The 25,529-nt window shown below is 48.4% G+C and carries 15 protein-coding genes; 8 read left to right on the forward strand and 7 right to left on the reverse strand.

Translation table 11 applies throughout. The features are described 5' to 3' along the window. Position 1 precedes the first annotated feature (1 nt). Genes rfbG through HPS56_RS01270 form a run of 5 tightly spaced genes read left to right on the forward strand, consistent with a single transcriptional unit; the run spans position 2 to position 6,594 of the window. Positions 2-1,081, forward strand: a complete 1,080-nt coding sequence (rfbG, locus tag HPS56_RS01250) for a CDP-glucose 4,6-dehydratase (RefSeq protein ID WP_172272631.1) — start codon at positions 2-4, stop codon at positions 1,079-1,081. Further along, positions 1,078-1,998 (forward strand): NAD-dependent epimerase/dehydratase family protein, encoded by a 921-nt coding sequence (locus HPS56_RS01255; protein ID WP_172272634.1) that lies wholly within the window; start codon positions 1,078-1,080, stop codon positions 1,996-1,998. Before rfbG ends, HPS56_RS01255 begins: the two co-directional genes overlap by 4 nt. After that, complete coding sequence (locus HPS56_RS01260; RefSeq protein ID WP_172272637.1) at positions 1,995-3,803, forward strand: thiamine pyrophosphate-binding protein; 1,809 nt, start codon at positions 1,995-1,997, stop codon at positions 3,801-3,803. The genes HPS56_RS01255 and HPS56_RS01260 overlap by 4 nt, the downstream gene beginning before the upstream one ends. A 28-nt stretch (positions 3,804-3,831) precedes the next feature. Beyond that, a complete protein-coding gene (locus HPS56_RS01265; protein ID WP_172272640.1) occupies positions 3,832-4,767 on the forward strand; it encodes a glycosyltransferase family 2 protein in 936 nt (311 codons plus the stop codon). A 21-nt stretch (positions 4,768-4,788) separates the two neighbouring features. Continuing rightward, positions 4,789-6,594, forward strand: coding sequence for a phosphoethanolamine transferase (locus tag HPS56_RS01270; RefSeq protein WP_172272642.1), 1,806 nt, complete (start codon positions 4,789-4,791; stop codon positions 6,592-6,594). 23 nt (positions 6,595-6,617) lie between these two features. On the opposite strand, the gene HPS56_RS01275 is transcribed toward HPS56_RS01270, so the two are convergent. From HPS56_RS01275 to HPS56_RS01295, 5 genes are all read right to left on the reverse strand, one after another. Then, positions 6,618-7,376 (reverse strand): phosphotransferase, encoded by a 759-nt coding sequence (locus tag HPS56_RS01275; protein ID WP_172272645.1) that lies wholly within the window; start codon positions 7,374-7,376, stop codon positions 6,618-6,620. Between the two features lie 31 nt (positions 7,377-7,407). Next, the gene (locus tag HPS56_RS01280) at positions 7,408-8,340 is read right to left on the reverse strand and encodes a glycosyltransferase family 2 protein (protein WP_172272648.1); all 933 of its coding nucleotides are present in this window, start codon (positions 8,338-8,340) and stop codon (positions 7,408-7,410) included. Positions 8,341-8,452: 112 nt separating this feature from the next. Further along, the gene (locus HPS56_RS01285; protein ID WP_172272651.1) at positions 8,453-10,153 is read right to left on the reverse strand and encodes an RluA family pseudouridine synthase; all 1,701 of its coding nucleotides are present in this window, start codon (positions 10,151-10,153) and stop codon (positions 8,453-8,455) included. Positions 10,154-10,311: 158 nt separating this feature from the next. Continuing rightward, on the reverse strand, positions 10,312-12,021 hold the full coding sequence (locus HPS56_RS01290; protein WP_253952354.1) for a hypothetical protein: 1,710 nt from the start codon (positions 12,019-12,021) through the stop codon (positions 10,312-10,314). 793 nt (positions 12,022-12,814) lie between these two features. After that, positions 12,815-13,060 (reverse strand): hypothetical protein, encoded by a 246-nt coding sequence (locus HPS56_RS01295; protein WP_172272654.1) that lies wholly within the window; start codon positions 13,058-13,060, stop codon positions 12,815-12,817. Between the two features lie 188 nt (positions 13,061-13,248). On the opposite strand from HPS56_RS01295, the gene HPS56_RS01300 reads away from it, so the two are divergent. The 3 genes from HPS56_RS01300 to HPS56_RS01310 are packed head-to-tail and all read left to right on the forward strand — an operon-like array spanning position 13,249 to position 17,545. Beyond that, entirely contained in the window at positions 13,249-14,787 is a 1,539-nt protein-coding gene (locus HPS56_RS01300; protein ID WP_172272657.1) for a GH3 auxin-responsive promoter family protein, read from the forward strand. Continuing rightward, positions 14,784-16,736 (forward strand): Ig-like domain-containing protein, encoded by a 1,953-nt coding sequence (locus HPS56_RS01305; RefSeq protein WP_253952355.1) that lies wholly within the window; start codon positions 14,784-14,786, stop codon positions 16,734-16,736. The genes HPS56_RS01300 and HPS56_RS01305 overlap by 4 nt, the downstream gene beginning before the upstream one ends. Beyond that, the gene (locus HPS56_RS01310; RefSeq protein ID WP_216655743.1) at positions 16,733-17,545 is read left to right on the forward strand and encodes a DUF3108 domain-containing protein; all 813 of its coding nucleotides are present in this window, start codon (positions 16,733-16,735) and stop codon (positions 17,543-17,545) included. The genes HPS56_RS01305 and HPS56_RS01310 overlap by 4 nt, the downstream gene beginning before the upstream one ends. Before the next feature lie 64 nt (positions 17,546-17,609). Here HPS56_RS01310 and HPS56_RS01315 read toward each other — a convergent pair whose 3' ends face one another. Both HPS56_RS01315 and HPS56_RS01320 read right to left on the reverse strand, forming a co-directional pair. Further along, a complete protein-coding gene (locus tag HPS56_RS01315) occupies positions 17,610-21,077 on the reverse strand; it encodes a glycoside hydrolase family 88 protein (protein WP_172272660.1) in 3,468 nt (1,155 codons plus the stop codon). Beyond that, complete coding sequence (locus HPS56_RS01320; RefSeq protein ID WP_172272663.1) at positions 21,074-25,393, reverse strand: LamG domain-containing protein; 4,320 nt, start codon at positions 25,391-25,393, stop codon at positions 21,074-21,076. The genes HPS56_RS01315 and HPS56_RS01320 overlap by 4 nt, the downstream gene beginning before the upstream one ends. Positions 25,394-25,529: the final 136 nt, after the last annotated feature.

The following is a 25,529-nucleotide window of genomic DNA, read 5'->3' on the forward strand; positions in this document are numbered from 1 at the left end:
TATGCAGGCAGATATTTTCAACGGTTTTTATTGTGGAAAACGTGTGCTCGTGACAGGGCACACAGGTTTCAAGGGCAGTTGGCTTGCCATTTGGCTTAATGAACTCGGTGCTGAAGTTGTAGGTGTTTCGTTGAGTCCAAATACAGAAAAAGACAATTTCATACTTTCTGGAGTAGGAAAGAGAATAAAGGCTGATATAAGGGCGGATATCAGGAACCGGGAAAAGATGAAAGAAATCTTTTCCGCATATCGGCCGGAAATAGTCTTCCACCTTGCGGCACAACCATTGGTGAGGCTGAGTTATGAAATGCCGGCGGAGACATACGAGACAAATGTTTTGGGAACCATAAATATAATGGAGGCTATGCGCTCTGTTGACGGTGTGAAAGTGGGGGTAATGATTACTACTGACAAGTGTTATGAGAATAGGGAGCATATATGGGGATATCGTGAGGACGAGCCTATGGGTGGATATGATCCATACTCTTCATCGAAAGGAGCTGCGGAAATAGCAATATCATCTTGGCGCAGAAGTTTCTTCAATCCGGCAGACTATGGTGTCAAACATCATGTTTCCATTGCAAGCGTAAGGGCAGGAAACGTGATTGGTGGAGGCGACTGGGCTAAGGACAGGATTATTCCCGACTGCATAAGAGCCATTGAAAGCAGTCGGCCGATAGCCATACGGAACCCAAAGGCCATACGACCGTGGCAACATGTGCTTGAACCTTTGGGAGGATATATGTTGCTGGCTTGTAAAATGTGGGACGAACCGTGCAAGTATTGTGATGGATGGAACTTCGGACCGCGGGCTGAATCAATAGTCAACGTATGGGATGTGGCTACAAAACTTATACAAAACTACGGCATGGGAGAATTGACGGATATGTCTGATCCCAATGCCCTGCATGAGGCAAAGCTTTTAATGCTTGACATAAGCAAGGCTCATTTCAAACTTGGATGGGAACCGAGAATGAATATTGATTTATGTATGGCAATGGTGGCAGACTGGTACAAGAGATACAGGACCGAGGATGTATACAAGCTTTGTATAGAACAAATCAATAAATATGTAAGATGAGATACATCATTACAGGAGCAACGTCTTTCATAGGAGTTCCGTTATGCAGATACCTTGCAGATAACGGCAATGAAATATTTGCTATAGTAAGAAAGAACTCAAAGAACCTATATAGGATAAAGGATGACAATAATTTGCGTCTTCTTTATTCCAGCATGACAGAAATAGAGAGTATATGTGAACATATACAAACGGCAGATGTTTTTATTAATCTTGCCTGGGACGGAAGTTCACAGGAGAAAAGAAATAATAGAGAGATACACGGACGGAATGTAAAAGACACACTTACGGCAATACGCGTTGCCGGAAAATTGGGATGCAGACTGTTCATTGAAAGCGGTTCACAGGCTGAATATGGACAGCAATACAATCTGACCGATGAATCTTCAGAATGTAATCCATATACGGAATACGGGAAAGCAAAGTTGGATATACAGCGGCAAGGCAAGGCTTTAGCTGAAAGTATCGGTATAGGATATGTACATCTGAGAATATTCAGCGTATATGGTGAATATGATCATGACTATACTTTAATATGTACGGCATTAAAAAAGATGCTTGCAAACGAGGATGTGGAATTGAGCCAGTGTACTCAACACTGGAATTTTCTTTATATCAAAGATGCGGTAAGAATTATTGCATTGCTTACAGAAAAGCTTTATGACAACGGACTGTCAGATAATTGTATAATAAATATAGCAAGTCCGGACACAAGGATTCTGTCTGAGTTCGTAGAGGAAATGAAGGAAATTACTTCCAGTAAGAGCAATCTGCTGTTTGGTGGATATAAGACGGATAAACTCCTAAGTATTAATCCATCGACAGAAAAGCTTAAAGGTTATATAGGCGACTTCAAGTTTACTCCTTTTAATGAAGGTATATATAACACCATTGAATATTTAAAAGAAAAACTATGATTAAGGTTTCTGATTTTATATTCCGGCACTTGGTTGAGAAACATGGCATATGTCACTGCTTTCTCGTAACCGGTGGAGGTGCGATGCATCTTAATGATTCCATCGGACACACAAAAGGCCTGACATATATATGTAACCATCACGAGCAGGCGTCTGCCATTGCCGGAGAGGGGTATTACAGAAGTTGTGGACGGCTGGCGGTGACATGTGTTACAACAGGTCCGGGCGGAACTAATGCCATAACAGGAGTGTTGGGTCAATGGCTTGACTCTATCCCCGGACTGTATATATCCGGTCAGGTGAAACAGGCTACAACGATTGATGCTTGTCCTGGATTGAAACTAAGACAATTGGGTGATCAGGAGGCCGATATAAAGTCTATCGTACGGTCTATAACAAAGTATTGTGTAACGATAAAGGATGTAAAAGATATAAGATACGAGATAGACAAGGCAATACATATTGCACTGTCCGGACGTCCAGGACCTGTATGGGTGGATATTCCATTGGATATTCAGGGAGCGATGGCTGATGAAAACGAGATGAGGCTGTTTGATCCCGAAGAGATGACAGATAGTGTGGACCACAGCCGTATTGATAGTCAGATAGATGCCTTGCTTGAGAGAATATCAACTGCGAAATCACCAGTAATATATGTGGGAAACGGTGTACGCCTGGCAAAACGCGAGAATGAGTTTGTTTCATTGGCCGAAATGATGCAGATACCGGTGGTGACAGCTATAAGTGGTTCAGACATAATATGGCATGATCATCCGCTTTACTACGGCAAGCCTGGAATTTGCGGAGACAGAATAGGAAACATAATGGTGCAAAACTCCGATTTGCTGATAATTCTTGGCACGCGCCTTTCCATACGTCAGATAAGCTATGCGTACGATTTGTTCGCTCCAAAGGCATATAAAGTTATGGTTGATATTGATGCAGCGGAAATGGAAAAGCCCACGTTGTCGATAGATTTGAAGATACATGCCTGTCTTTCAGAGTTCATAGACAAGCTTTCTGCAAAGACGGCACAAGGTTTTCAGACACCTGATTTCACAGACTGGCGGCAATGGGGACGCGCCATAGAAAAGAAACTGCCTTCACTCTTTGACGATAATCCTGATATGGATGGATATGCAAATTCCTACAGATTTGCAGACGAATTGTTCCACCAGCTTCATGACGGTGATGTTGTCGTTACCGGAAACGGCACCGCGTACACCTGTACTTATCAGGCAATGAAGGTAAAGAAAGGTGTAAGAGTGTTTGCCAATCAGGGATGCGCGGCAATGGGCTATGGCCTGCCTGCTGCTATCGGTGCATGTGCAGGTAACGAAAAAGGGAGAACTATATGCGTTACTGGTGACGGCTCTATACAGATGAACTTGCAGGAACTTCAGACATTGGTCACATATAATATGCCATTGAAAGTCTTTGTCATAGAGAACGAAAGCTATCTGGCGATAAAGACGACACAGACATCCTTCTTTCATGGCAACTTTACAGGCTCCAATCCTGCAAGCGGTGTTGTATGCCCCGATATGAAGAAAATCGCGGCGGCATACGGAATTCCGTTTTTCCGGGTTTCGGATAATAGTCAGCTGCAGCATACGATAGAAGAAGCATTGAATACGGATGGACCGGTGATATGTGAGATTAAAATGCATCCTATGCAGACTCTCTTTCCTAAATCGGCCTCGTTTATGGATAAGGAAACTGGAAAGATGAGTTCCGCACCTTTGGAAAAGATGGCCCCTTTCATGAATGAGGAACTGCAGAAAGAATGTATCTACAAGAAATAAGGCTTTATAAAAGTACTGACAGAATATTATGGCAAACAGAAGACCGATAATATCCATTTGTATTCCGACATATAACAGGCCTGATGCATTGAAGGCATGTATACAGTCTATTGTCGGTAACAAGTATTATTGTGATGACATAGAGATTGTCGTGTCCGACAATGCCTCAGAAAGTAATGACATTGATATTGTGATGGAGGAATTCCAAAGCAAATACAAAGGTATCATATACAATAAGAATGAAAAGAACATAGGAGGCGAGGCAAATTTCATAAAGGTGCTTTCATTGGGAACGGGTGAGTTTCTGAAAATACTCAATGATTATAGCAGCGTAACTGAAGAAGGACTTGGTTATCTTCTAAGTATTGTAAAGAAACACCGTGAAGACAAGGCGATGCTGTTTTTTAATAACAGCGACAAATTTAAAGAACTGGAAATAATTGAATGCCGCGATATAGACCGGGTTGTATACAATACAAATTGGAAGATGTCATGGCTTGGCGCATACGGATATTGGAAAGATGAATATGATAAACTTCCTGAAAAGGACAGGGCCGCAAGGCAGATGTTTATGCAGATAGACTGGTTTTTGCGTCTGTTCACACCGGAGAAGAAATGTTTTGTTTGTAATTACTACTTTTTCGACCGCACGGCATTCAAGGCCAAACAGGGTGGATATAACTTTATTCAGGTGCATTCCGATAATTTTCTTGGAATGTTCAAAGACAGCCTGTATCCCAAAGGAAAGCTTTCTATAAAGACATATACAAGAATGAAAAAGCGTCTTTGTCATTCTCTATTTAAATGGTATATACAGCTCGTAATAAAGAAAAAGGACGGCTTTTGTTATGAAACGGACAATGCCATTGATGCCATGCGCCGTAATTTTAGCGGTCATTGGTGGTATTACAAGGATTTGCTGTGGATTAAAGTAAGATATGCCGTCTGGAAGCTTACACACTGATAATCGGAAAAATAATTCTCTATGACTATCTTTGCAATATATATTGCAGGCATCGCCGCATTGTTCGGCATAAGCTATTTTGTATACAGGCGCTTCAACATGGGACTGGCCGGAAATTCGCGCGGCCAGCAGTTCAGACGTTATCTCGTAGCCTCAATAGTGGCGTTTCTGCCGGTCATATTCGCTGGTTTGCGGCTGTCGGCCCCTCCTGTCGCAATGGCGATGGCTGTATCGCTGTTGTGGATATTCACATACAACGTGTTGTATGACGTTACTAACCGTAAAACTTCTCCTGACTATGACAACCACATGGACATTGCTTTCGGGATATATCTTTTCGGATGGCTTACCGGACTGTATGCGATACTTTCTCCTGTCGGTGATACCGCAGAATGGATTCTTTCTGTCGTGGAGACGGTGCTGATTATTCCACCGGTGATACAAATCGGATATTACTGTATCTACCGTACCTGCATCGATGCCAATGGTATGCAGATAATCCAGGAGACGAATGCCAATGAGATTATCGAGTACGCAAAGTCCTTTCCTAAGATAAAGGTTCTGTTTACCATTCTTGTCATCGTCATTGCCATTTCTGTCATTGCGTTATGCAACTCATACGCAGGCGGTACACCGCTGTTTTACAGCAGTATGTCCGGTATGGATGAGACAATACCTTTTGTCATAACAGTGGGTCTCACGGTATTCTTTACTGTATATATATGGAAGAAACGTCACGGACTGTTCGTGCGTACCGGCATTGCCATGCTGTATGCGGATATTCAGGATTATAAGAAAGGCAACAGGCTTTACCGAAGCAACATGCACAAACGTCTTCAAGAACTCAATGTGGAACTGCCGGGGCGTGGTAGCGGCAGGCCCTCTACAATAATGATGGTCATCGGTGAGTCGGCATGCCGCGACTACATGAGCGTTTTCTGTCCACAGGACCGTGAGACTACTCCATGGCAGAGCAAAATGAAAGAAGACAAAAAACATTTCATACTGTTTCCCAACGCATACTCATGTGCCATGCAGACAGTTCCGTCTCTTGAAAGGGGGCTTACGGAGCGCAACCAATACAATGACAAGGAGTTTCTGTCTTCATGCTCGATTGTGGATATCGCCCATAAGGCGGGATATACCGTACACTGGTACAGCAACCAGGGACATCTCGGATGTGCCGACACCCCGATAACGCTTGTGGCCGAGACCTCGGATACGGCAAAGTGGACCAGGCAGGAACTTAACAAGATTCAATACGACAAGTCGTTGCTCGAATTTCTTGACGAGGTGGACCCGAATAAGAACAACTTTGTGGTTCTCCACCTGAAAGGTAGCCATTTCAATTATTCCAACCGCTATTCGAGGGAATATGCGGCCGAGAACAGGCTTACAGAAGGTGATGACGTGCATAATTATAAGAACTCGATACATTATACTGACAGTATACTACGTTCTTTTTATGAATATGCGGCAGATAGGCTGAATCTTCAGGCTATGGTCTATTTCTCCGACCATGGGGCTATTCCCGACATGCGCCGTTCGCCGCGTTTTCTCGGCTTCGGCATGGTGAGAATACCTATGTGGGTATATCTTTCAGATGAATACATCTCAAATCATCCGCATGTTGCGGAGGCGCTTTCTGCAAACAGGGAGAAGTATTTCACCAACGACCTCGCATACGAGCTGATGTGCGGCCTGTTCGATATCCGTTCCAGTCATTATGACGAGACCGGCTCTATCGCCTCTCCGCTATACAAATACACCCGTGATATGCTTATGACATACGACGGGCGGATAAGAATTGCCGATGACGGCAGATAGGATAGGATTAGCTTTGCTTCCGGTTAAAGTTCAAGTTCAAACTCTACCTTCCTTTTCTTCATGTAGTGTTTCCAGAAACGGCTCCGTCTGTCCATCGCGATACGTTCACACTCTGCCGCGTCAAAACCGCGTAGATGCGCATATTCCGTGGTCAATAGCGATATGAAGCGTTTCGGCCCCCACAGGCGTGCAAAGTTGGCACATCCTTTCCGCATGCCGACCTTTCCGAAATACATCCTGTTTATATCCACTATTGAAAACACGTATCTCCCGTCTTTTATGTCCCAAAGGATGTTGCCGGGAGAGAAATCACGGTGCAGCACACCGTTGTCGTGCATATTTGCCGTCATTGCGGCCAAGGCCCGGGCCAGCGGTTCATATACTTCGGGAGCGGCATCGCCTGTCTCATACAGTCTGTGGACGTACGGGCACTGTATGCTTATATAATATGAGAATCCTATTATTCCGCATGTCCTGTCTTCGATATACGCCACCGACTCCGGTGTCTCTATCCCTTTGCCGAGCAATATCTTCGGATAGAGGAATGCCCGCAGTCCCTTAGCCTTTCTTATTCCTGCGGAATAAACCACGGCATTCAGAAGCGAAGGCTTGTGGTAGCGTTTCACGTTGAGCGGTGTTCCGTCGGGGGCTGTAAAAAGCCTTATGGTGTTTCTTCCGTCATGGATAACCGTGCCCTCATTGTTGCCGGCCATTTTCTCAGGAAGGGATAAAATGAATTCTTCGAGATGTCTGTATCGGGGATTCAACCGCACCTTTCTCATAATAAATGTCTGATATTAATGTCTTTTGCCGTTAATAAGTCTTGTCGCTGATGAAATATCTCGGCCGGTTCTTCACCTCGGTATAAATCTTGCCGATATATATTCCGAGCACTCCGATGCCTGTTGTTATCACTCCTCCGATAAGCCACATCGAGACAAGCATCGATGTCCAGCCCTGCAATGTCTTTCCCGTGAAATGCTCATACAGGGCGTATGCTATTATCACGAACGATATGAATGTCATTGCAAGGCCTGCAAACGTTATGAATTTCAGGGGAGCGTCGGAAAAGGAGGTTATGCCGTCTATCGAAAACCTTATCATCTTGCGCAGGGGATACTTCGACTCACCGGCCTCACGGGCTTTCCTGTCATAATACACGAAGCCTTCACTGAATCCGAGCATCCTCACAATACCCCTTAGGTAGAGATTGCGCTCACGGTATTGCAGAAGTGCTCTTACGGCACGTGCCGACATAAGTCTGAAATCCGCATGATTGTATATCATTTCGTTGTCTACCCTGCGCATTATTCTATAGAAAGCCTGTGCGGAAAGTCTTTTGAACATGGTGTCAGTCTTACGCTCACGCCGCACCCCATATACGATATCCTTGCCTCCCATAAACATCTTTGCCATCTCGACAATGGAATTCTCGTCGTCCTGAAGGTCTGCGTCTATGGTCACCATGGCATCGTAGCGGCCGTTACATTCCTCGAGCCCCGCCCAAAGGGCATTCTGATGTCCCTCGTTGTGCGACAGCCTTATCCCGTCCACACAGCCGTATTCCTTTGAATAGTGTTTTATCAGCTGCCAGGTGCTGTCGCGGCTTCCGTCGTCGACAAACAATATATGCGGGTCGCATCCTGCGGACTGCTTGATTTTTGCGATAAGCAGTCTGAGTTTCTCTACGGTCTGCGGCAGAACCTCTTCCTCATTGTAGCATGGCACTATTATTGCTATCTTCATTCTCTCCTTGTAAGAATATGGTTTTCGGTATACAAAAATACGGAAATATTATCATACTTACAAATATCTTCAACATTATTTACATAGGCGTTCCTGTCCGTAAATGTCAGGGTCAGAATTCCGGCTTGCGTTCGAAAACCATCCTTTCTCCCGTGGCGGGGTGTGTGAGTTCTATCCTTTCGGCATGGAGGAACAGCCTTTCGCCCTTCCTGCCGTAAAGGGCATCGCCGGCTATCGGCGCTCCGAGTCCGCTGGCGTGGGCACAGTGTACCCTCAGCTGGTGTGTGCGTCCGGTATGCGGATATAGGGCCACGCGCGCTGTTCTTCCGTCGACGGCCAGTATATGGTAGTCTGTGACGGCCGTCTTGCCTTTCTCGATGTCGACAACTTGTCTCGGTCGGTCAAGCGGGTCCGCCCTCATGGGAAGACGTATCGTACCTTTTGCATTTGGCGTCAGCACTGTCTTGCCACCGGTGTCGACCATTGCGATGTATCTTTTTCTCACACTTCTTGTCTCAAACTGTTCCTGCAGCATCTTGTGCACATCCTTCGTCTTTGCCACCACAAGCAGTCCTGAGGTGTCCATGTCGAGCCGGTGTACAATCATCGGGCCTCCGGCATCGGGAAACCGTTCCCTCATTATGTCTTCCACGGAAGTGCGGTCGTTTCTGCCAGGTACGGTAAGCATTCCTGCCGGCTTGCATACAATGCAGAGCCATTTGTCGTCGTATACAGTCTCAAGTCTTGTCCTTTTTCCGGTAATGCTGTCTGATGCCTGAGGATCCGTATCCACGTCAAGGCCCTGAAGCATGTGCGACAGTATTGGCTTGCACTTGCCGCTGCATGCGGGATAATAGTGCAGGTGGTGGCGTATTTCCGTCTTGGGTGACGCTCCCCACCAAAACTCGGCCATGCATACCGGACGCATGCCATGAGTATAGGCGTATTGGAGAAGTTTCGGAGCACAGCACTCACCGGCTCCCGAAGGCGGTACAAGGCTCACCGTGTCTGCAAAGATGTCGCACAGGTTGCGGCACTTGCCCCTTGCGTTGAGCATTCGGAACTGTGAGAACAGCCAGTTTTGCAAATCGTCTGACATCTGTCTGCGGTGGTGCCTCAACTCTTCTATCCTTTCGTCTATAACCTTCAACTCGTCCGCCCGTGCGGCAATAAGTCCTGCGTGACGCTTTCTCATTCTCGAAAGCTCCGCCTTCATAAAGCGGCTTTCGTTCAACAGACGCTCTTCCAACGCACAACGCTCAGCACTGTTCTCTTCCGGTTGCATGCTTCCGATACTTTTGCGCTCGGCGTCTCTTTCCGCCTTTGCCTCCCTTATTCTTGCCTTGTATGCTGCGATACTGTCTGCCGCTTTCTGCCTTTCAAGTTCAAGGGCCTTTACTGCCGCTTTCCTTTCTTCACTATCAAGAAGCGTGTTCACCGTCCTGTTTATCCCTGTTATCTCTTTCTCGCGAACCTTGAAATATCCGTCGGGATTCAGCATGTCGAACACTGCCGGAACAAAGAACGGCCAGTCGTTGCGCCCTCCGATCTGTCCCGAATAGGCGGCAAGATAGCCTGTCCTGCCGTCTTTCTCCACTATAAGCACACCGAACATCTTGCCGTCGTCAGTCTCTTTGCGAAGAGACTCCTGCCGCATGGCGTCCTGCCAGCATTCGCCCGACATTATAAGCTTTTGCAGTTCGGTAGCTGCCTTTATACACAGAGGGTGCGGTTCGTAGCAAAACGGATATGTGAATTTCTCCGGCAGCGGCATGCCGGTGTGCAGCGGGTGAAATCTTTCGTTTTCTGGCATATCTGGATAATGATTGCTCAATTAACACTATGATACAGGACTGATGCGGTCAAGTTTGTTCGGAAACTGTCCGTATCAGCCTGTATGTCAATGCAAAATTACTCAAAATCCTCGATATGGCATACCGGACGCATGCCGAAAAGGCTGTCATTCCGTTTTTATTTTGAAATGAAATCCCTCACCTTATAATCAGAACCCTCCTGAATGAAGACAAACGGATTGAAACAGTCATGCTCGTTTCTTATTCCATATCCTAAGCATCTTGTTCCTTCCGGCAGTGCCGGAAGCGTGCGTTCGGTCGTTTTGCCGCTCTTTCTGTTTATCGTCACAAATGCATACCGTTCGTTTTGAGGATCTGTATGGCGCGGCACCCCATACTTCAAAAGGCAGTATATTTCCTTGGCGTTCATTCTCACCAACGTTATACATCTTGTGAAGTGTGGATGATACAGCCCTCCGTATTCCTCCATATAGAATTTCGTAGTGTCGGGAGCCGGAAAGGCGGAAAGGTCAACGTCGAACACTTTATATTCCTTTTCATTCCTGCCAATGTTCAGGCTGTCGGCCAGATATAGCTTTCCTGTATATCCGTTGCCATACAGCATGTCTTTTCCGTGGTGTGTAAACACTGTATTTAGAAAATAATAGCCTGTATTACTTATGCGCTGGCAGTCTTCAAGTTTCCCGTAAAGTTCGGTGCGCTTGCCACTACTGATATCGAATGATGCCATTATGGGATTAAATGTATTGTAGAATCCGTTGTCGAACGGGTCCATTTCCGTGTTTCCGGCAATGTCTTCTTTTTCAAATCCATGTGGCCATGTAAGTTTCTGGCACTCATACCACAATTTGTTATTAAACACGTCAAAAGTAAAATGTGTGTAGAAATATTTTGAAGCCTCAAGATTAAAGTCGGGTACTATCATTTCCTCTGCCTGCAGGTTGTCAATGTCGCGAACCAACATTACCGGAGCATTGTAAAAGGCAAAATGAAACTTCTTGCCTTCCTCTTCCTCTATTTGCGGCAATGAATAGGAAATACCTATATGCTTGTCGTCTATCATATTGGCTGTCAAAGCAATATAAAACACGGAGCCTTCTCTCGTAAATCTGTCGAAAAAAGAATCGGGGATGGCGATAAATCTCCTTTTCTCCGCTTCGTTTGCCTGGATAAGAGTCCTGTATTTGAATCCTTTGTCGGTTTTCCCGAACAGCATCACACCGTTGTTAAGCATGTCTGTAAAGAAGAAATGATTGTTCTCTATCTTTGGATTATAATAGACGCTGGAAACAAAGCTACCTTCATTCAATTCCACCCGGGTGTCTTTTGTCTTCCACGGATATGGCTTCAGATTGAACACAGGCTCCTGCGTCTTTGCCTCTGCCTGATTAAGGCTGTCTACAGGAAACAGCCGTGGCTCCAGCCTTTCGCTCCGGGCTACCAGCTGTCGGATAAAGTCCTTGCCGAATAAAGTGCATTGCCCTCCGGTAATTAAAACACCGCTTTTAGGACACAATTTCAGTTGATACAGTCCAAGCATATTACCTGTAGTGAAACTGAATATTTTAGAATATTCCTCCGTGGTGTCATACAGATGATAGTCGGCCTTGAAATTGTTTTTCTCGTTGTATCCGCGTGCGGCAACCGAATCCCTATAAGCTGTTATAAGCAACATCTTGTTATTTGGATTGTTGCGTTTCAAATCCTCATAAAAGGTAGGAATGGCAAATTCACACCGATAACAGTATGAAGGCCTGTACAATATAGCGTATACAGTATCCTCCTCCATACCTACCCGACCTAAAAATTCAGACAGAAGCCTTTCTGAATCGGGCTTCTGTCTGATTTGAAGATCGCTATTTTCCATTTCCTTTACGTAATCCACAGCTTGGGAAAAACAGGGATAAGATAAAAGAAACAAAAGAAAAATAATCAGACTCTTTCTTTTCATCATTCCAATAAATCTCTATAATATTCACGCGACCAAGCCGAGATTATTTAAAACTTAGTTTTGTGTTTCGTTTGCAAACTTAAACAAAAGGATTTGGAAACGTAATTAAAAATACTGATTTTTAATTATTTATTAAGTTATTTTAACTGCATATTAAATATGAATTGTATAATTTATGTCTGTAATAAATGAAATAATTAAGCGTAAATGGGACTTTTGCTTACTATGTATAACATGTTAAGCATATATTATTTATTATCAAACCTTTTTAAGTATATAAGAAATTTTACCAATACTGTATAGTGAACAACGGAAATCAAGACAATATGAGAAAGCCATAGCGTATTTCCCTACCGGTGGGGCCGACTTCCGGACAGCCTGCTGTCGACCGGATATAATTCACGGACAGCCTGTTCTTAAACTGCAAACAGGTCTGTTGCAAACTTTAAAGTGGCAGTTCATAAACCTTCCGACTTAAGTCAACCGACCTTCCGACTTAAGTCGGCAACCTTTCCGACTATAGCCGAACGCCTTTCCGACTTAAGTCGGAAAGTAAAGGAACATGCCGATTGCAGTTTGAGAATGGCCTGATTGAACAATTGTAGCAAGCTGTTCCGGGTTTTTCATCCAAATCGTTCATCGCTTTTCATATAATATGCCCCTCCTGACCTCCCCAAAGGGGAGGAAAAAGGGATGGAATGTGGAAGTATCAGATGGAATGTGGAAGTATCAGATGCCTCTGCCGAACCCTGCCCCATGTAGGGACATCGCTTTGCGATGTGTCCAACGTAATGTATACAGCACCCGAGTTTATTCCTTGGAGGGATATTCCCACTTGACACGTGCTTTTGGCACGTGTCACACGATGAACACCCACATCCCCCGATTTGTTATACACAACATCCACATCGCGAAACGATGTCCATACTCGCGGGAAATACCAATAATCTGCCATATTTTCCCCTTTGAGGAGGTAGGAGCAGCTCGGACCTATACTTTGCCGCAACAATTAAATATTGTAAAAATGACGTACGTTTACAAAAGTTTCCCGTAAATTTGCATATTAAAAAACAATGCCGTCCCATACCATAATATATATAGATTAATATAATGGCTGACACGGACGGATATAATATTTTAAAGATGAGCTTAACCCGATTCATAGGAAAAGTGTTCGTGCCGAGACAGAAAGCATTGGAGGCACATATCAATAATGGAGAGGCACTCCAGAAGAAAGTTCTTAAAAACCTTCTTTATAAAGCCCGAAATACGGAATATGGTATCAACCATCTTTTTGCGGCCACAAAGGGATATGAGGATTTCACAGTCAACACCCCAATAAATTCTTACGAGGAACTGAAAGCCGACATCGACCGCATGCGTCATGGCGAGCGCGACATTCTGTGGCCGGGCAGGGTGCGCTGGTATGCAAAGTCGTCAGGTACGACAAACGACAAGAGTAAGTTCATACCGGTAAGTCCGGAAGGACTGAAGGACACGCATTATCAAGGCGGTACAGACTGTGTGGCCCTCTATCTGCGCAACAACCCTAAGAGCCGGATGTTCGACGGCAAGGGACTTATACTCGGGGGCAGCCATTCTCCCAACTACAACATTGCCGGCAGCCTCGTGGGCGATCTCAGCGCCATACTGATAGAAAACATCAATCCGCTCGTAAACTTTGTCAGGGTTCCGCAAAAGAAGACTGCACTTCTGTCTGACTTCGAGATAAAGCGCGACCGCATAGCACGCGAGACACTGAACAAGCGCGTGACCAATCTCAGCGGTGTACCGTCGTGGATGCTTTCCGTGCTCACAAGGGTGATGGAACTGTCGGGCAAGAGGCATCTTGAGGAGGTGTGGCCCGACATAGAGGTGTTCTTCCACGGAGGCGTGGCCTTCACCCCCTACCGCAAACAATACGAGAGCCTTATCACCAAACCCGACATGCACTATATGGAGACATACAATGCAAGCGAGGGCTTTTTCGGAATACAAAGCGACCCGACAGACAAGTCGATGCTGCTGATGCTCGACTACGGTGTGTTCTACGAGTTCATACCGATGGACGAATTCGGCAGGGAGAATCCGTCTATAGTACCGTTATGGGGTGTGAAGACGGGCGTCAACTATGCCATGGTCATATCCACATCGTGCGGTCTGTGGCGCTATGTGATAGGGGATACGGTATGCTTCACCTCCACAAATCCGTATAAGTTTATAATAACCGGACGCACAAAGCATTTTATCAACGCTTTCGGCGAGGAGCTGATTGTAGACAATGCGGAGCAGGGGCTGGCATACGCGTGCCGGGAGACTGGTGCTTGTGTAAGTGAATACACCGCGGCGCCGGTATTCATGGACGGAAACGCGAAATGCCGCCACCAGTGGCTGATAGAGTTCAGCCGTGAGCCGGCAGACCTGAAGGAGTTTACGGCAATACTCGACCGCCGCATACAGGAGCTGAACAGCGACTATGAGGCAAAACGCTACAAGGACATAACGCTTCAGCATCCGGAAATAATACCTGCACGCAGGAATCTTTTCAACGACTGGCTTAAGCTGAAAGGTAAGCTCGGCGGACAGCATAAGGTGCCGAGGCTGAGCAACTCACGTGATATTATCGAACAGCTGCTCAGGCTGAACAGGGAAAATGTGGTAAACAATACCGTGAACGGATGATGAGCATCAAAAGCATCAATTTGTCATGCCTTGCAGGCATCCTGATTCTGACACTGGCGGGGTGTGCGCGTATGGGACAGCCCGACGGAGGATGGTTCGACGATACACCGCCCGTGGTTACCGGCTCATCGCCTGCCGACAGGGCGACGAACGTGAGTTCCAAGAAGGTGACAATACGTTTCAATGAGTTCATACGGCTCGATGATGCCGCAAACAAGGTTGTCGTGTCGCCTCCGCAGATTGAGGCTCCGGACATCAAGGCTTCAGGAAAAAAAATTGAGGTGATACTCAGGGACTCGCTGATAAAGGATGTCACTTATACCATAGATTTCTCGGATGCCATATCAGATAACAACGAGAACAATCCTATGGGAAACTACACCTACAGCTTCAGCACCGGAGAGCGTATAGACACGTTTGAAGTGTCGGGCACGATGCTTGACGCCTCAAATCTGGAACCGGTGAAAGGTATACTCGTAGGTCTTTACGACGAATTGTCCGATACCGTGTTCCGCCACAAACCGCTGCTGCGCGTATCGCGCACCGACAGTCGCGGACGGTTTGTGATAAAAGGTGTGGCGTCGGGAAAATACCAGGCATACGCGCTGCAGGATGCGGATGCAAACTATTATTACAGCCAGAAAAGCGAGATGCTTGCATTCAGCCGCCGGATATTCGAGCCGTCGGCAAAGCCTGACATACGCCAGGATACGATATGGCGTGACAGTCTTCACATAGACTCTATCTCGCGGACGGAATATATCCATTTCTATCCGGACGACATAACATTGCTTGCATTCACCGTGCCGCAGACAGACCGCTATCTGATAAAGACCGAGCGCCTGGATGCCAACAGAATCTCACTGTTCTTTACTTATGGCAACGAGGAAATGCCGGAGCTGCGCGGACTGAACTTCAACTCCGACAATGCATTTGTCATAGAGGCTTCCGAAAAGAAAGACACAATACACTATTGGCTGAAGGATACGGCTCTGATAAACCGCGACACACTTGAGATAGAGCTGAAGTATCTTTCCACCGACAGCACCGGCACGCTTGTCATGCGTACCGATACGATAGAGGCTTTGCCGAAAGTGTCATTCGCCAAGAGACAGAAACAGATTGAGATGGATTTTGAAAAATGGCATAAAGAGCAGGAGAAACTGAAAAAGAAAGACCTGCCGTACGACACGGTGATGCCGCAGAAAAATCTTGAAATGAGGATAAACGTGCCTTCGTCGATGGCACCCGACAATAATATATATATAACATCGCCCACTCCGCTGGCAAAGATAGACACCACCGGAATACATCTCTATTCGATGATAGATTCGGTGTGGTACAGGTCGCGTTTTGAAATCATCCGTGACACCGCAGGCATGCGCACATATATTCTCAGGGCGGAGTGGAGACCGGAAGTGGAATATAGCATAGAGACAGACTCAATGGCGTTTGAAGACATTTACGGACTTGTGTCGAGGCCGACGAAAAACGGAGTGCGGGTGATGGGAAACGACAATTTCAGCACACTGGGGCTGGAGGTGAGCGGAGCCGCTACGGACACGGCCGCGATAATAGTACAGTTGCTTAACAGTGCCGATGCCGTGCAGAAAGAGGCAAAGGTAATGGACGGAACGGCAGACTTCTTCTATATACAGCCCGGAATATACTATCTAAGGGCATTTATAGACCGCAACGGCAACGGACGGTGGGATACGGGCGACTACGACAAAGGCGAACAGCCCGAGGAAATGTTCTACTACGGCAAGTCTGTGGAATGCAAGGCGAAATGGGATGTGACACTGAGCTGGGCATTGAGGGATGTGCCGCTTACGGAACAGAAACCGTCGGCCATAACCAAACAGAAGCCGGACAAGGAGAGAAAACAGCGCAACCGCAATGCGGAACGGGCGCGGAGCATGGGAATAACTTATACCAAAGGATTATGAAAACAAGAATTTTAATGATATCCATACTGGCCTTCCTGGCCTCTGGAAGCATGTCGGCACAATGCGGTATAAAGAATACGGCATTCAAGTCGGGCGAGTTTCTATTCTACGATCTGTATTTCAACTGGAAGTTTGTGTGGGTGAAAGTAGGAAGTGCCGGCATGAGCACGGTGATGTCTTTATACGACGGGCGGCAGGCTTACCGTACAAGCCTTGTTACGCGCGGCAACAACAAGTTAGACAAATTCTTTACCATGCGTGACACGCTGCTTTCATATTGCGACACGGATCTTTCTCCGCTGTATTTCCGTAAGGGCGCACGCGAGGGCGACCGCTATTATGTTGACGAACTGTGGTATTCATATCCCCAGGGCAACTGTCATCTGAAACAGCACCGCATAAACAACGACGGTACGCACAAATGGCAGGAAAGCAAATATCAGAACTGTATATATGACATGATGAGCATATTCCTGCGGGCCAGAAACTTCGACGCCTCAAAAATGAAAAAAGGCGAGAATATTCCTATGCCTGTCAGCGATGCGAGACATCTTTCAAACTCATGGCTCAAGTATCGCGGGAAGGAAACTTTCAAGATTGAGGGCACAAATGAGAAGTACCGTTGCCTGGTGTTCTCGTTCATCGAACGTGAGGACGGCAAGAATCATGAGCTGATACGTTTCTTCGTGACCGATGATGCCAATCATATTCCGGTGCGGCTCGACATGTTCCTTAGCTTCGGTTCGGCAAAGGCATTCCTCAAGAGCTATAAGGGCATAAGGAATCCCATGACATCAAGGTTGAAATGAATACGGATAAATTCTCACAAGAATCCTTAGTCTGCATGATTCCTGTGAGAATTTACTGATTGGTTTATAAACAGGTTTGTTCCAGTCTTAGCAGTGCCTCCAGATAATAGTAGTCGGCGTAGACGATGCCGGCATCGATCTCCGAGCCTGCGGGATGGTGTCCTGTGGAGTGCATCAGGAATGCAACGTTGCGGCTGCGGCTCTGGTACCGGTCTGTACTAAGGTCGCGCAGCATTTCTTCAGCAGCTTTCTTATATCTGTCGTTATCTGAATACCGGTCCAGCTCGAGCAGGGCCGAGGCTGCTATACAGGCGGCTGAGGCGTCTTTGGGTGCGGCCGTACCCCGCGGGTCGTCCATATCCCAGATAGGAACCATGTCCTCGCTTGTCTCTTTCAGACGTTTCAGGTAGATGTCCGCCACTTTCTGTGCAAAGTATAGAAAACACTTGTCTTTGGTGTATCGGTAGACCATGGTATATCCGTAGATGGCCCACGACTGTCCGCGGCTCCACATCGACCGGTCGCTGTAGCCCTGATGGGTGACGCCACGTAGAAAGTGACCGTCGAGCGTGTCATAGACAGCCACATGATAGCAGCTTCCGTCTTGTCGGAAGTGGTTCTGCATTGTGGTTTCGGCATGACGGGTGGCAATGTCGCGCAGTCTGTTGCTTTTCGCCCTGTCGCTTTTCATCTCTTCCGCAGCCCAGTAGAGCAGTTCCAGATTCATCATATTGTCCATGATAGTGTTGTGTCCGCCATATTGTTTGATATGGCGTGGCCAGCTGAGCAGAGTGCCTGCCTTTTCATTATATAATGTGGCTAATGAATCTGCGGCCTGTAAGGCCAGTTGTCTGTATCGTGTGTCCTTTGTTTGTTCGTAGCCTTTCAGCAGAGAGCCGATTGCGATGAACCCGAGGTCATGGTCGTAGACCGGACTATTGATGATTGGAATGACGGCATCCGTATATGCCTTTGCCGCCTTCATGACAGCCTTGCTCCGCGTATGGCTGTAGTTCATCCACAATATGCCCGGCCAGAATCCCGAGCACCATTCCTCTGAGCGTGCCTCCCGGAGGTTCCATGTCTGTTCGTTTTTAAGAATGTTGCGTGGCATCATTGTGAAGCCGTGGGGACGCAGGGATTCCAATGCCCTGTAGACCTGGCTGCTGCAATAGGCCAGTTGGCTGTTTACGCCGACCGGGCCGATGTCTTTGTTGAATGTCACGCCTTCGGCATGGTTGCCTACATACATTGGCACGCAGTCGGCCGTGGCGTACCACCGCGGTTTGTCCTCCATTTCGTCATGTATGGTCTGTCCGTTGATCTTCAGTCCCTCAAAAGTTACGTTGCGTACGCGGCGTTCCGTGTCATAGCCGTTAATAATAGAAAGGTTAGGCTGAACGCCCGTGTACCGGACGTTGCGGAAAACGATATCCTCGACGCCTTTGCCCGGAGCGGTACAATATTTTTGGTTAAAGCCCACCTTTATCTGTGTGATGCTGCCGCAGGCTATCTGTTCGATGCGGATATTGTCGAAGAGTACGTCGCGCACTATGTTGCCGTCACCGCAGTTGACAGCGAGGCATCCCTGATAGTCCACTTGCGGCTCATGCTGCCCAAGTATGTCGATGTTCTCATATACAAGATGTTCTATGGTGTCGCCGACTTCGGGATTTCCGTGTATGCCGATAAATATCGGATGTGCCACGTCTGCCCAGAGCGTAGAGTTTCGCATGTGTATGTTGCGGGTGTTGCCGGAAAAGCCTTTTCGGGTGGCGTATGCGGTGGTGCAGTCGTCCGAGTTGCGGCAGAAAACGCGGTCGTAAAGTACGTTGGAAGAGGCAAAGACGTTCAGTCCGTCGCCCCATCCGGGATGGGAGATGCTGCGTACATCGCGGAGCACGACACCGTCGCTTCCGCCTACGGGACAGGTATTTAGAATCAGGCCTTCGACGAGCACGTTTTTCGAGCGGTGTATATGACAGCCCTCGTAGCCTTTGGGCGGACGTGCCACACCGCGACCCAGAATAGTCACGTTCTCTGCATCCTCAATGGCAAAGGTGCCTGTGAAGTAACTGCCGCCGGCCAGGTATACGGTGGTGTTTGAAGCCAGACGGACAGTGTCTTGCGTGTATAGTCCGGGAGCGTAGTAGATAAATGTGCGTTTCTCCTTTTTTGCCTGTTTTTCAGCTTCTTTCACCGCCACCGGCGGCTTGGATGTAAAGAGCAGAAGATTGTCGGTGACGTTACCGTCGAATTCGATACTGACATTCTCCGGCTGAAACAGCAGGAACTGTACTGTAGAATCATTCTGTATGTTGGCAATGACGCCCCGATAGTCGGGACGGATGCGGGCATTCCTGAACTTTTTCTTCTTTGAGACAACGCGTACAAATACATTGCCGGTGAAGTCGAAGAAGGAATATGATATTTCGCTCACTTTATGCCTGTTATTTTCAGACGGTGCATTCACCTTTGCCATATATGTGTCAATCTTCGTCCATTCATTTTGTCCGCGCGGGCGGATAAATACATCATAGTCTGTCTTGAGCGGTGCGTTTTCAGGCGCGGTATAAGTGAAAGCCTGATGCATACCGGCTCTTTCACTGACTCCCGGGACATTCATTTCCCTGCTTTTGCCCATTGCTTCTGCCTTGGCCTGAAAATCCAGCACTTTCTTCGTGTAGGGCATCCGTAATCCTTTCTTGTCTACATAGTGTTTATAGGGTTCACGATATATATCCCACACTTTCCCCCGTCCCATATCTCCGGGAGTTGTCCAGTCGCAGTAGAGCCCGGTGCAGTCTGTCCATGTCTTGAAAGGCACTTTGTGGCCCAGATTATAGCGGGCCGCGTATTCGAAACCTTTCAGCAGGCGGTTGTCAAGTGCGCCCCAAAGGTCGTCGCCCTGTTGCCATGCCATCTCGCAGATGTCGGCCATTGCCTGCAGGCCCAGCTGCACATGTCCCTGATCGCGTCCTGTCTCCTGACATTGTCCCGTCTCGCCGATATAGCGTGGCAGGGAGCCGTTGTCGTAGCCGTGAAGATAGTAGTCCACAGCCTGCCTGTACATCACCGTATCGTTCATAACGATGGCTGCGGCCATGCGGAATCTGTTTACTATGGCACCCCAGTTGCCATTGGCGTATGGGCTGTCGCGTTCGAATTGTTCCATTGTCGGTATCATGGCGCGGCGCAGCATTTTCTCCCATTCCTCCGTCTGGTATTCCTTTTCCAGCATCATGGCGCGGCAAAGCCAGTAGCCCTGAATAAGGCAAAGCGGTGCATCGTGTCCGTCGAGTCGCTGCAATCGGCCGGCGTATGCGTTGATGATATGCACCGCCTCTTCATGCTTTCCGGCTTCCGCAAAATCCCATGCCGTCTTCATATCGCGTTCGCTGCCGTTCTTGCTTCCGCGGAACTCTCCGTCGCGGGCTATCGTGCTGTATGGCCCGGACATGTTGTAGCCGGTTTGTGCGGTTCCGGAAAGCGATATGGCTGACAGCAGGAGTATAGATAGCAGGTTCTTCATCTGACTATATATTTGTTTCCGTTTCTTATATATATACCTTTGGCAGGGATGCCGGTGAGTTTGCGTCCCGACAGGTCGTATATGCTATTGTCCTGTTTGTGGTTCTCCTGACGTACAGCATCGCTGATACCGGATGCGTTGCCGTTATAAGTAAGCGTGAAATTATCCCATACGAGCCATGTGTTGCCGTTTGAAGGTTCCTTGATACCGATTGTAAGCATACCGCCTGAGACTTCTGTTTTCACGGTGAGCAGTCCGTAGCCGGTGTCTGCCGCCATCTTGTCGCGCTGTGCATCGAAGTTGCTGCCTGTGCAACGCTGGCTGACCACAGCCTTTGAAGGCCCTGCGGCGGAATTGCCTTCAGCATAGAGATAGCCCGTGTTGGCTCCTTCACCGTTTACCATCTGGCAGGTTATTGTGTACAGACCGTCGGGCAGCCCGTCGATTGTCTGTGAGAAATCGAAGTTTGTGGAATGCCAAACCTCTACAGCACCGTTGTAGCGCTGGTTGCCCCATGTTCCGGTCATTGTCCATCCGAAGCCGTTGCCGCCCGTGAAGGCCGGGTTGACGATGAGTGGCGTCGCGTCTTTGCTTGTAGGATAGTCTTCACCTGAGAGATAGTCTTTGTGGAATCGTGTCTTGGCGATGGCGAATATCTGCAGACGAACAATTTCATCGCCCTTTTTGTTGCAAGCGATTTCCTCACCGTCCTGCAGTCCGTTTGAAGGTGTCCAAAGGCCGAGCCAGTTGCCGGTATACTTGCCGTTCTCTATTGTCCATGCTCCGTCGGCATAGTTGAAGAGAAGTCGCGTCCATTCGCATGCTATGGGTTGGTCGTGGGTGCGCAGTTGGTCAGGACGGTCGTACTCGGTCTGAAGGAGCAGTCCGTCGTAGTCGATGTTGCGCAGACAGAAAGCATCACCGTAGGTTTCTATGGTGAAGACCTTCGAAAGGTCGGTCAGCGGGTTTACAGGTGTATGGAAGAAGAGGGCCTTGTTGCCGTTCTTGGGCGCGTCTTTCAGGCCGATAAGCAGGTCGGCCTCGTCTGCTGCCATTACGAAATAGTGGTCAGCCGACAGTTGGGACAGTTCTTCTTCCGAGCCGACAAGAGTATAGCCGCGGCCAGTGGTCAGCAGGCTGTAGTAGGTGTTGTTTCCGCCTTTCACATATATATGATAAATATAGGTGGCACCGTGGTAGGTAGCAGTAAGCACCATTTCCTTGCTGACGTCTTCTATCCTGTAAGTAGTGCCGTGCGATCCGTCATGCCATTCCACATCATCGGCAGAGGCTGTGGCCGGTATGCGCAGGCGTAGTGTGACGTTGCTTCCGGCAAGCACTTCTACACTGTTTCCCATGTTCTCGGCGTTTCCTACTGCAATATACTGTTGGGCAGGCACGGTTGTCAGATGGAACGTTGCCAGGAACTTCCTGCCGCCCTGATTGAGATACATTGCCTGTATGTCGCGGTCGCGCACAACGGTCTTTGTAATTGTGCTTCCGGTGTTACCGTCGTCCCAAAGGAAAGTGTCGTATCCCCGTGCGCCGTTTATGCCCAGTGTCACCTCATCTCCGTAGAGCACGCTTACGGTAAGGTTGTCTGACGGGCCGGTGATAGTCTTTCCGTTGTATACGATGTATGGGTTCATGTCCGGTGTTTCCTCGCAGTCGCCTTGTACGGCAATGGAAAACAGCTGTTCGCTTGTCACACCGTTCTTGTTTGTATAAGTGACCCGGTAGAGGAAACTGCGGTCGACCGTGACGGTGATGTCGCGGGTTGTCTCTCCGGTGTTCCACAGCCACCGGCCTGTATCTTCCTCATCATCGGGCAGCACCGGTTGAAGAGTAATGATGCTTCCGCGTGGCACTCCTGTCTGGTTATCTGTAGTGTAATTGTTTTTCAGACCACCGAGTTCACTGTGGTCGATGGTTGTTCCGTAGTCTTCCGGCAGTGGAGAGTAAGGCTTCGTGGGATTGCTGCTTGTGGCCGTGCGGTTGAAGGTGATGCGTGGCTTAAGAAGTGTAGGCCTCTTGTCTTCAGGGCATAGCTGTACGTCGCGGGTGTTCATAAGCACCGAGTATCCAAGATGGTCGTAGGCTCCGCTTGTCGCCCCTATGCCTCCACCGTCGGGACCGTTTGCCGTCAGTGTGGCGTAGGCCTTTTCCGCGTATGGCATCCTGATGCCCTTCACGCCCTCGTAGTGACCGATGACCGTGCCCCAGTATGCGCGTGCTTCTGCCGGTTCGGCCGGACCTGTCATTTCCCAACCGTTGTGCCATGCAGTGCGGCAGTCCACATATTTATAGTTTGTCCAAGGCAGTCCTGTGACGTTTTGGGTGCATGCAGCCACGAATTCAATGCCGGCGGCCATGCGGTTGTCCATGTATGAGAAAAGGTCGTCGCCCTGGTTCCATGCCACGTGACAGATGTCAACGGCCAGTCCCAGCGCCATGGCTGCATGTCCGCCGTCACGGCCACTCTCCTGCATCTGTCCCAACAGGCCGTAGGCTCCTGTCTCCAGCGCGGATTCCTTAGTGGTGACCACGAGGTTGCCGATGAACTCCGTGCAGCCGTCGTTCAATATAGGATTTGCTGTGCGTGGATTGACAAACGTTCCGACCTGGTCATATTTAATGAAAGACATGCCTTGGTTATAGATAAACACATCGTCGCACAGAATGCCGATGGAGATTACTGCCAGTGCGTTGCATAGCGGCCAGTTGCTCCAATAGTGTCCGGGGCGGATACCTCCCTGATTGCCCACGTAGTTCTCCCATGTGCCGTTGCGTCCACGAAGGAAATTTATGTTGCCTGGATACCACACTGTCAGCATCCACTTCTTGAACTCGGCAAAGTCTTCGGCAGACCAGCCGTCGTAGTCGCGCACTAACTCGGCAGCCTGTGCGAACTCATAGCCGTAAAGGCCTGCGGCCAATGCCCAGTTGGAGTCACCGCTGACCAGCTTGCATGTCCGTGCCCACTGCATCAGTATGCGTACTGCGGCTGCGGCACAGCTGCGGTTGTCTTCTATCTTCCACCGCAGCGCGTTTTGATAGGCCATTGTGGCTCCGCGGGCTGCGTTGATATAGTTCTGTCCTGAGTTGCCGCCGCGTATGATGGTCTCGACCGGATATGTGGCAATGCCCGGTTGGGCATATTCTGCGTTTTTCAATAAGTTGTATGCTCTGACCACGGTGGGATTCTTGTCGGCTATCTGCTGTCTTATGCGGTCGAAGTCGGCCTGGGTGTGCATGCCTCCGGGATGGCGGAATCCGCGATTTGTGTCATATATGCCTGCGGCGATAATGTCGCTTGTGTCAAACAGCCTGCCTGCAGTGTCTTTCATTGTCTTTACTGCAGCATTGAGCTGTGACGTCATCTTGTCGATGACCGTTTGGCTATAGGTGCCGTCAGACACCATGGCCTGTGCCACAATAATCAGGTCCTCCACATTGGCCACGGCTCCTGGAAGATAGGCATCTGTGCCGCTGCTGATGGAGGTCTGTGCGTCGCTGATGGCTGTTTGCAGGGCAGCGGCATCGCCCGGCTTGCCATGATTGTATGCATATTCAAGGTCGGCTGTCTTTTCCGCCAGTTCATCCACTTCATTGGCCGGCAATGCCGAGTCGTATACGCGGAAGTCGGCCACGAGAGTATGCTTCAGATAGCTGTCGTCGGAGAACGGTGCGCGCCCTATCCAGCAGCTTGCAGGCTTGACGGCCCCGTAAAGAGTGCTGTTCTGCGGCATGTCCGTGATGGTGCTTGCCATCCGGCCGTTTATATACAGTCGCCCTGTGGTGCCTTGCTGTGTATAGCAGACGTGCATCCAGCGGCCCTTCGGTGAGGCCGTACCCACAGAATAGCCCTTTTCATTCTGGAAACCGCTCGGTGATGAGGCTATGCGCTGTTCGTTGAGGCGGTAGGCGGAGTAGGCACCGCTTGTGGCTCCGCAGTTTGCCGATGTTGAGAATGTCCATAGAAAGTGGCCGTTGCCCGACAGAGAGGCACCTTCGTCTACCCGGTAGTAAACAGAAACGGTATGGTCGTTTAAGGCAGAGAATATCTTGCCTGTCTCGGCTGTCATGTTCAGGTAACCGGTGGTGTTTCCCAATTCGAGAATCCTGTATTCGCCCATCTCCACCACTTTGGCTGAGCCTATGAGTTTGGCTGTCACGCCCGATTCACTGTCAATGACACTGCTTCCCGACACATTGCTGAAGTCGAAATGTATCTTTACATTCCCCGCATGTATCGTGGTGAACATACATGCCAGAAGGCACAGCAGCACACGGCTGTTAGTTTTCAACATCTTCATATTTTCAAGTTTTTATGGTTTATATTCTTTCCTTTTTCACGGATGTGTATTCGGATATGTGTCCGTTATGGTTCAAAGTTATGGCAAATGTATTTATCTTCTACAAAACGGGACGGTCTGCCTGTCTTATATTGTG

Origin of the sequence: Xylanibacter muris, assembly GCF_013166605.1 — a bacterium.
In the GTDB taxonomy this organism is placed as follows: domain Bacteria; phylum Bacteroidota; class Bacteroidia; order Bacteroidales; family Bacteroidaceae; genus Prevotella; species Prevotella muris.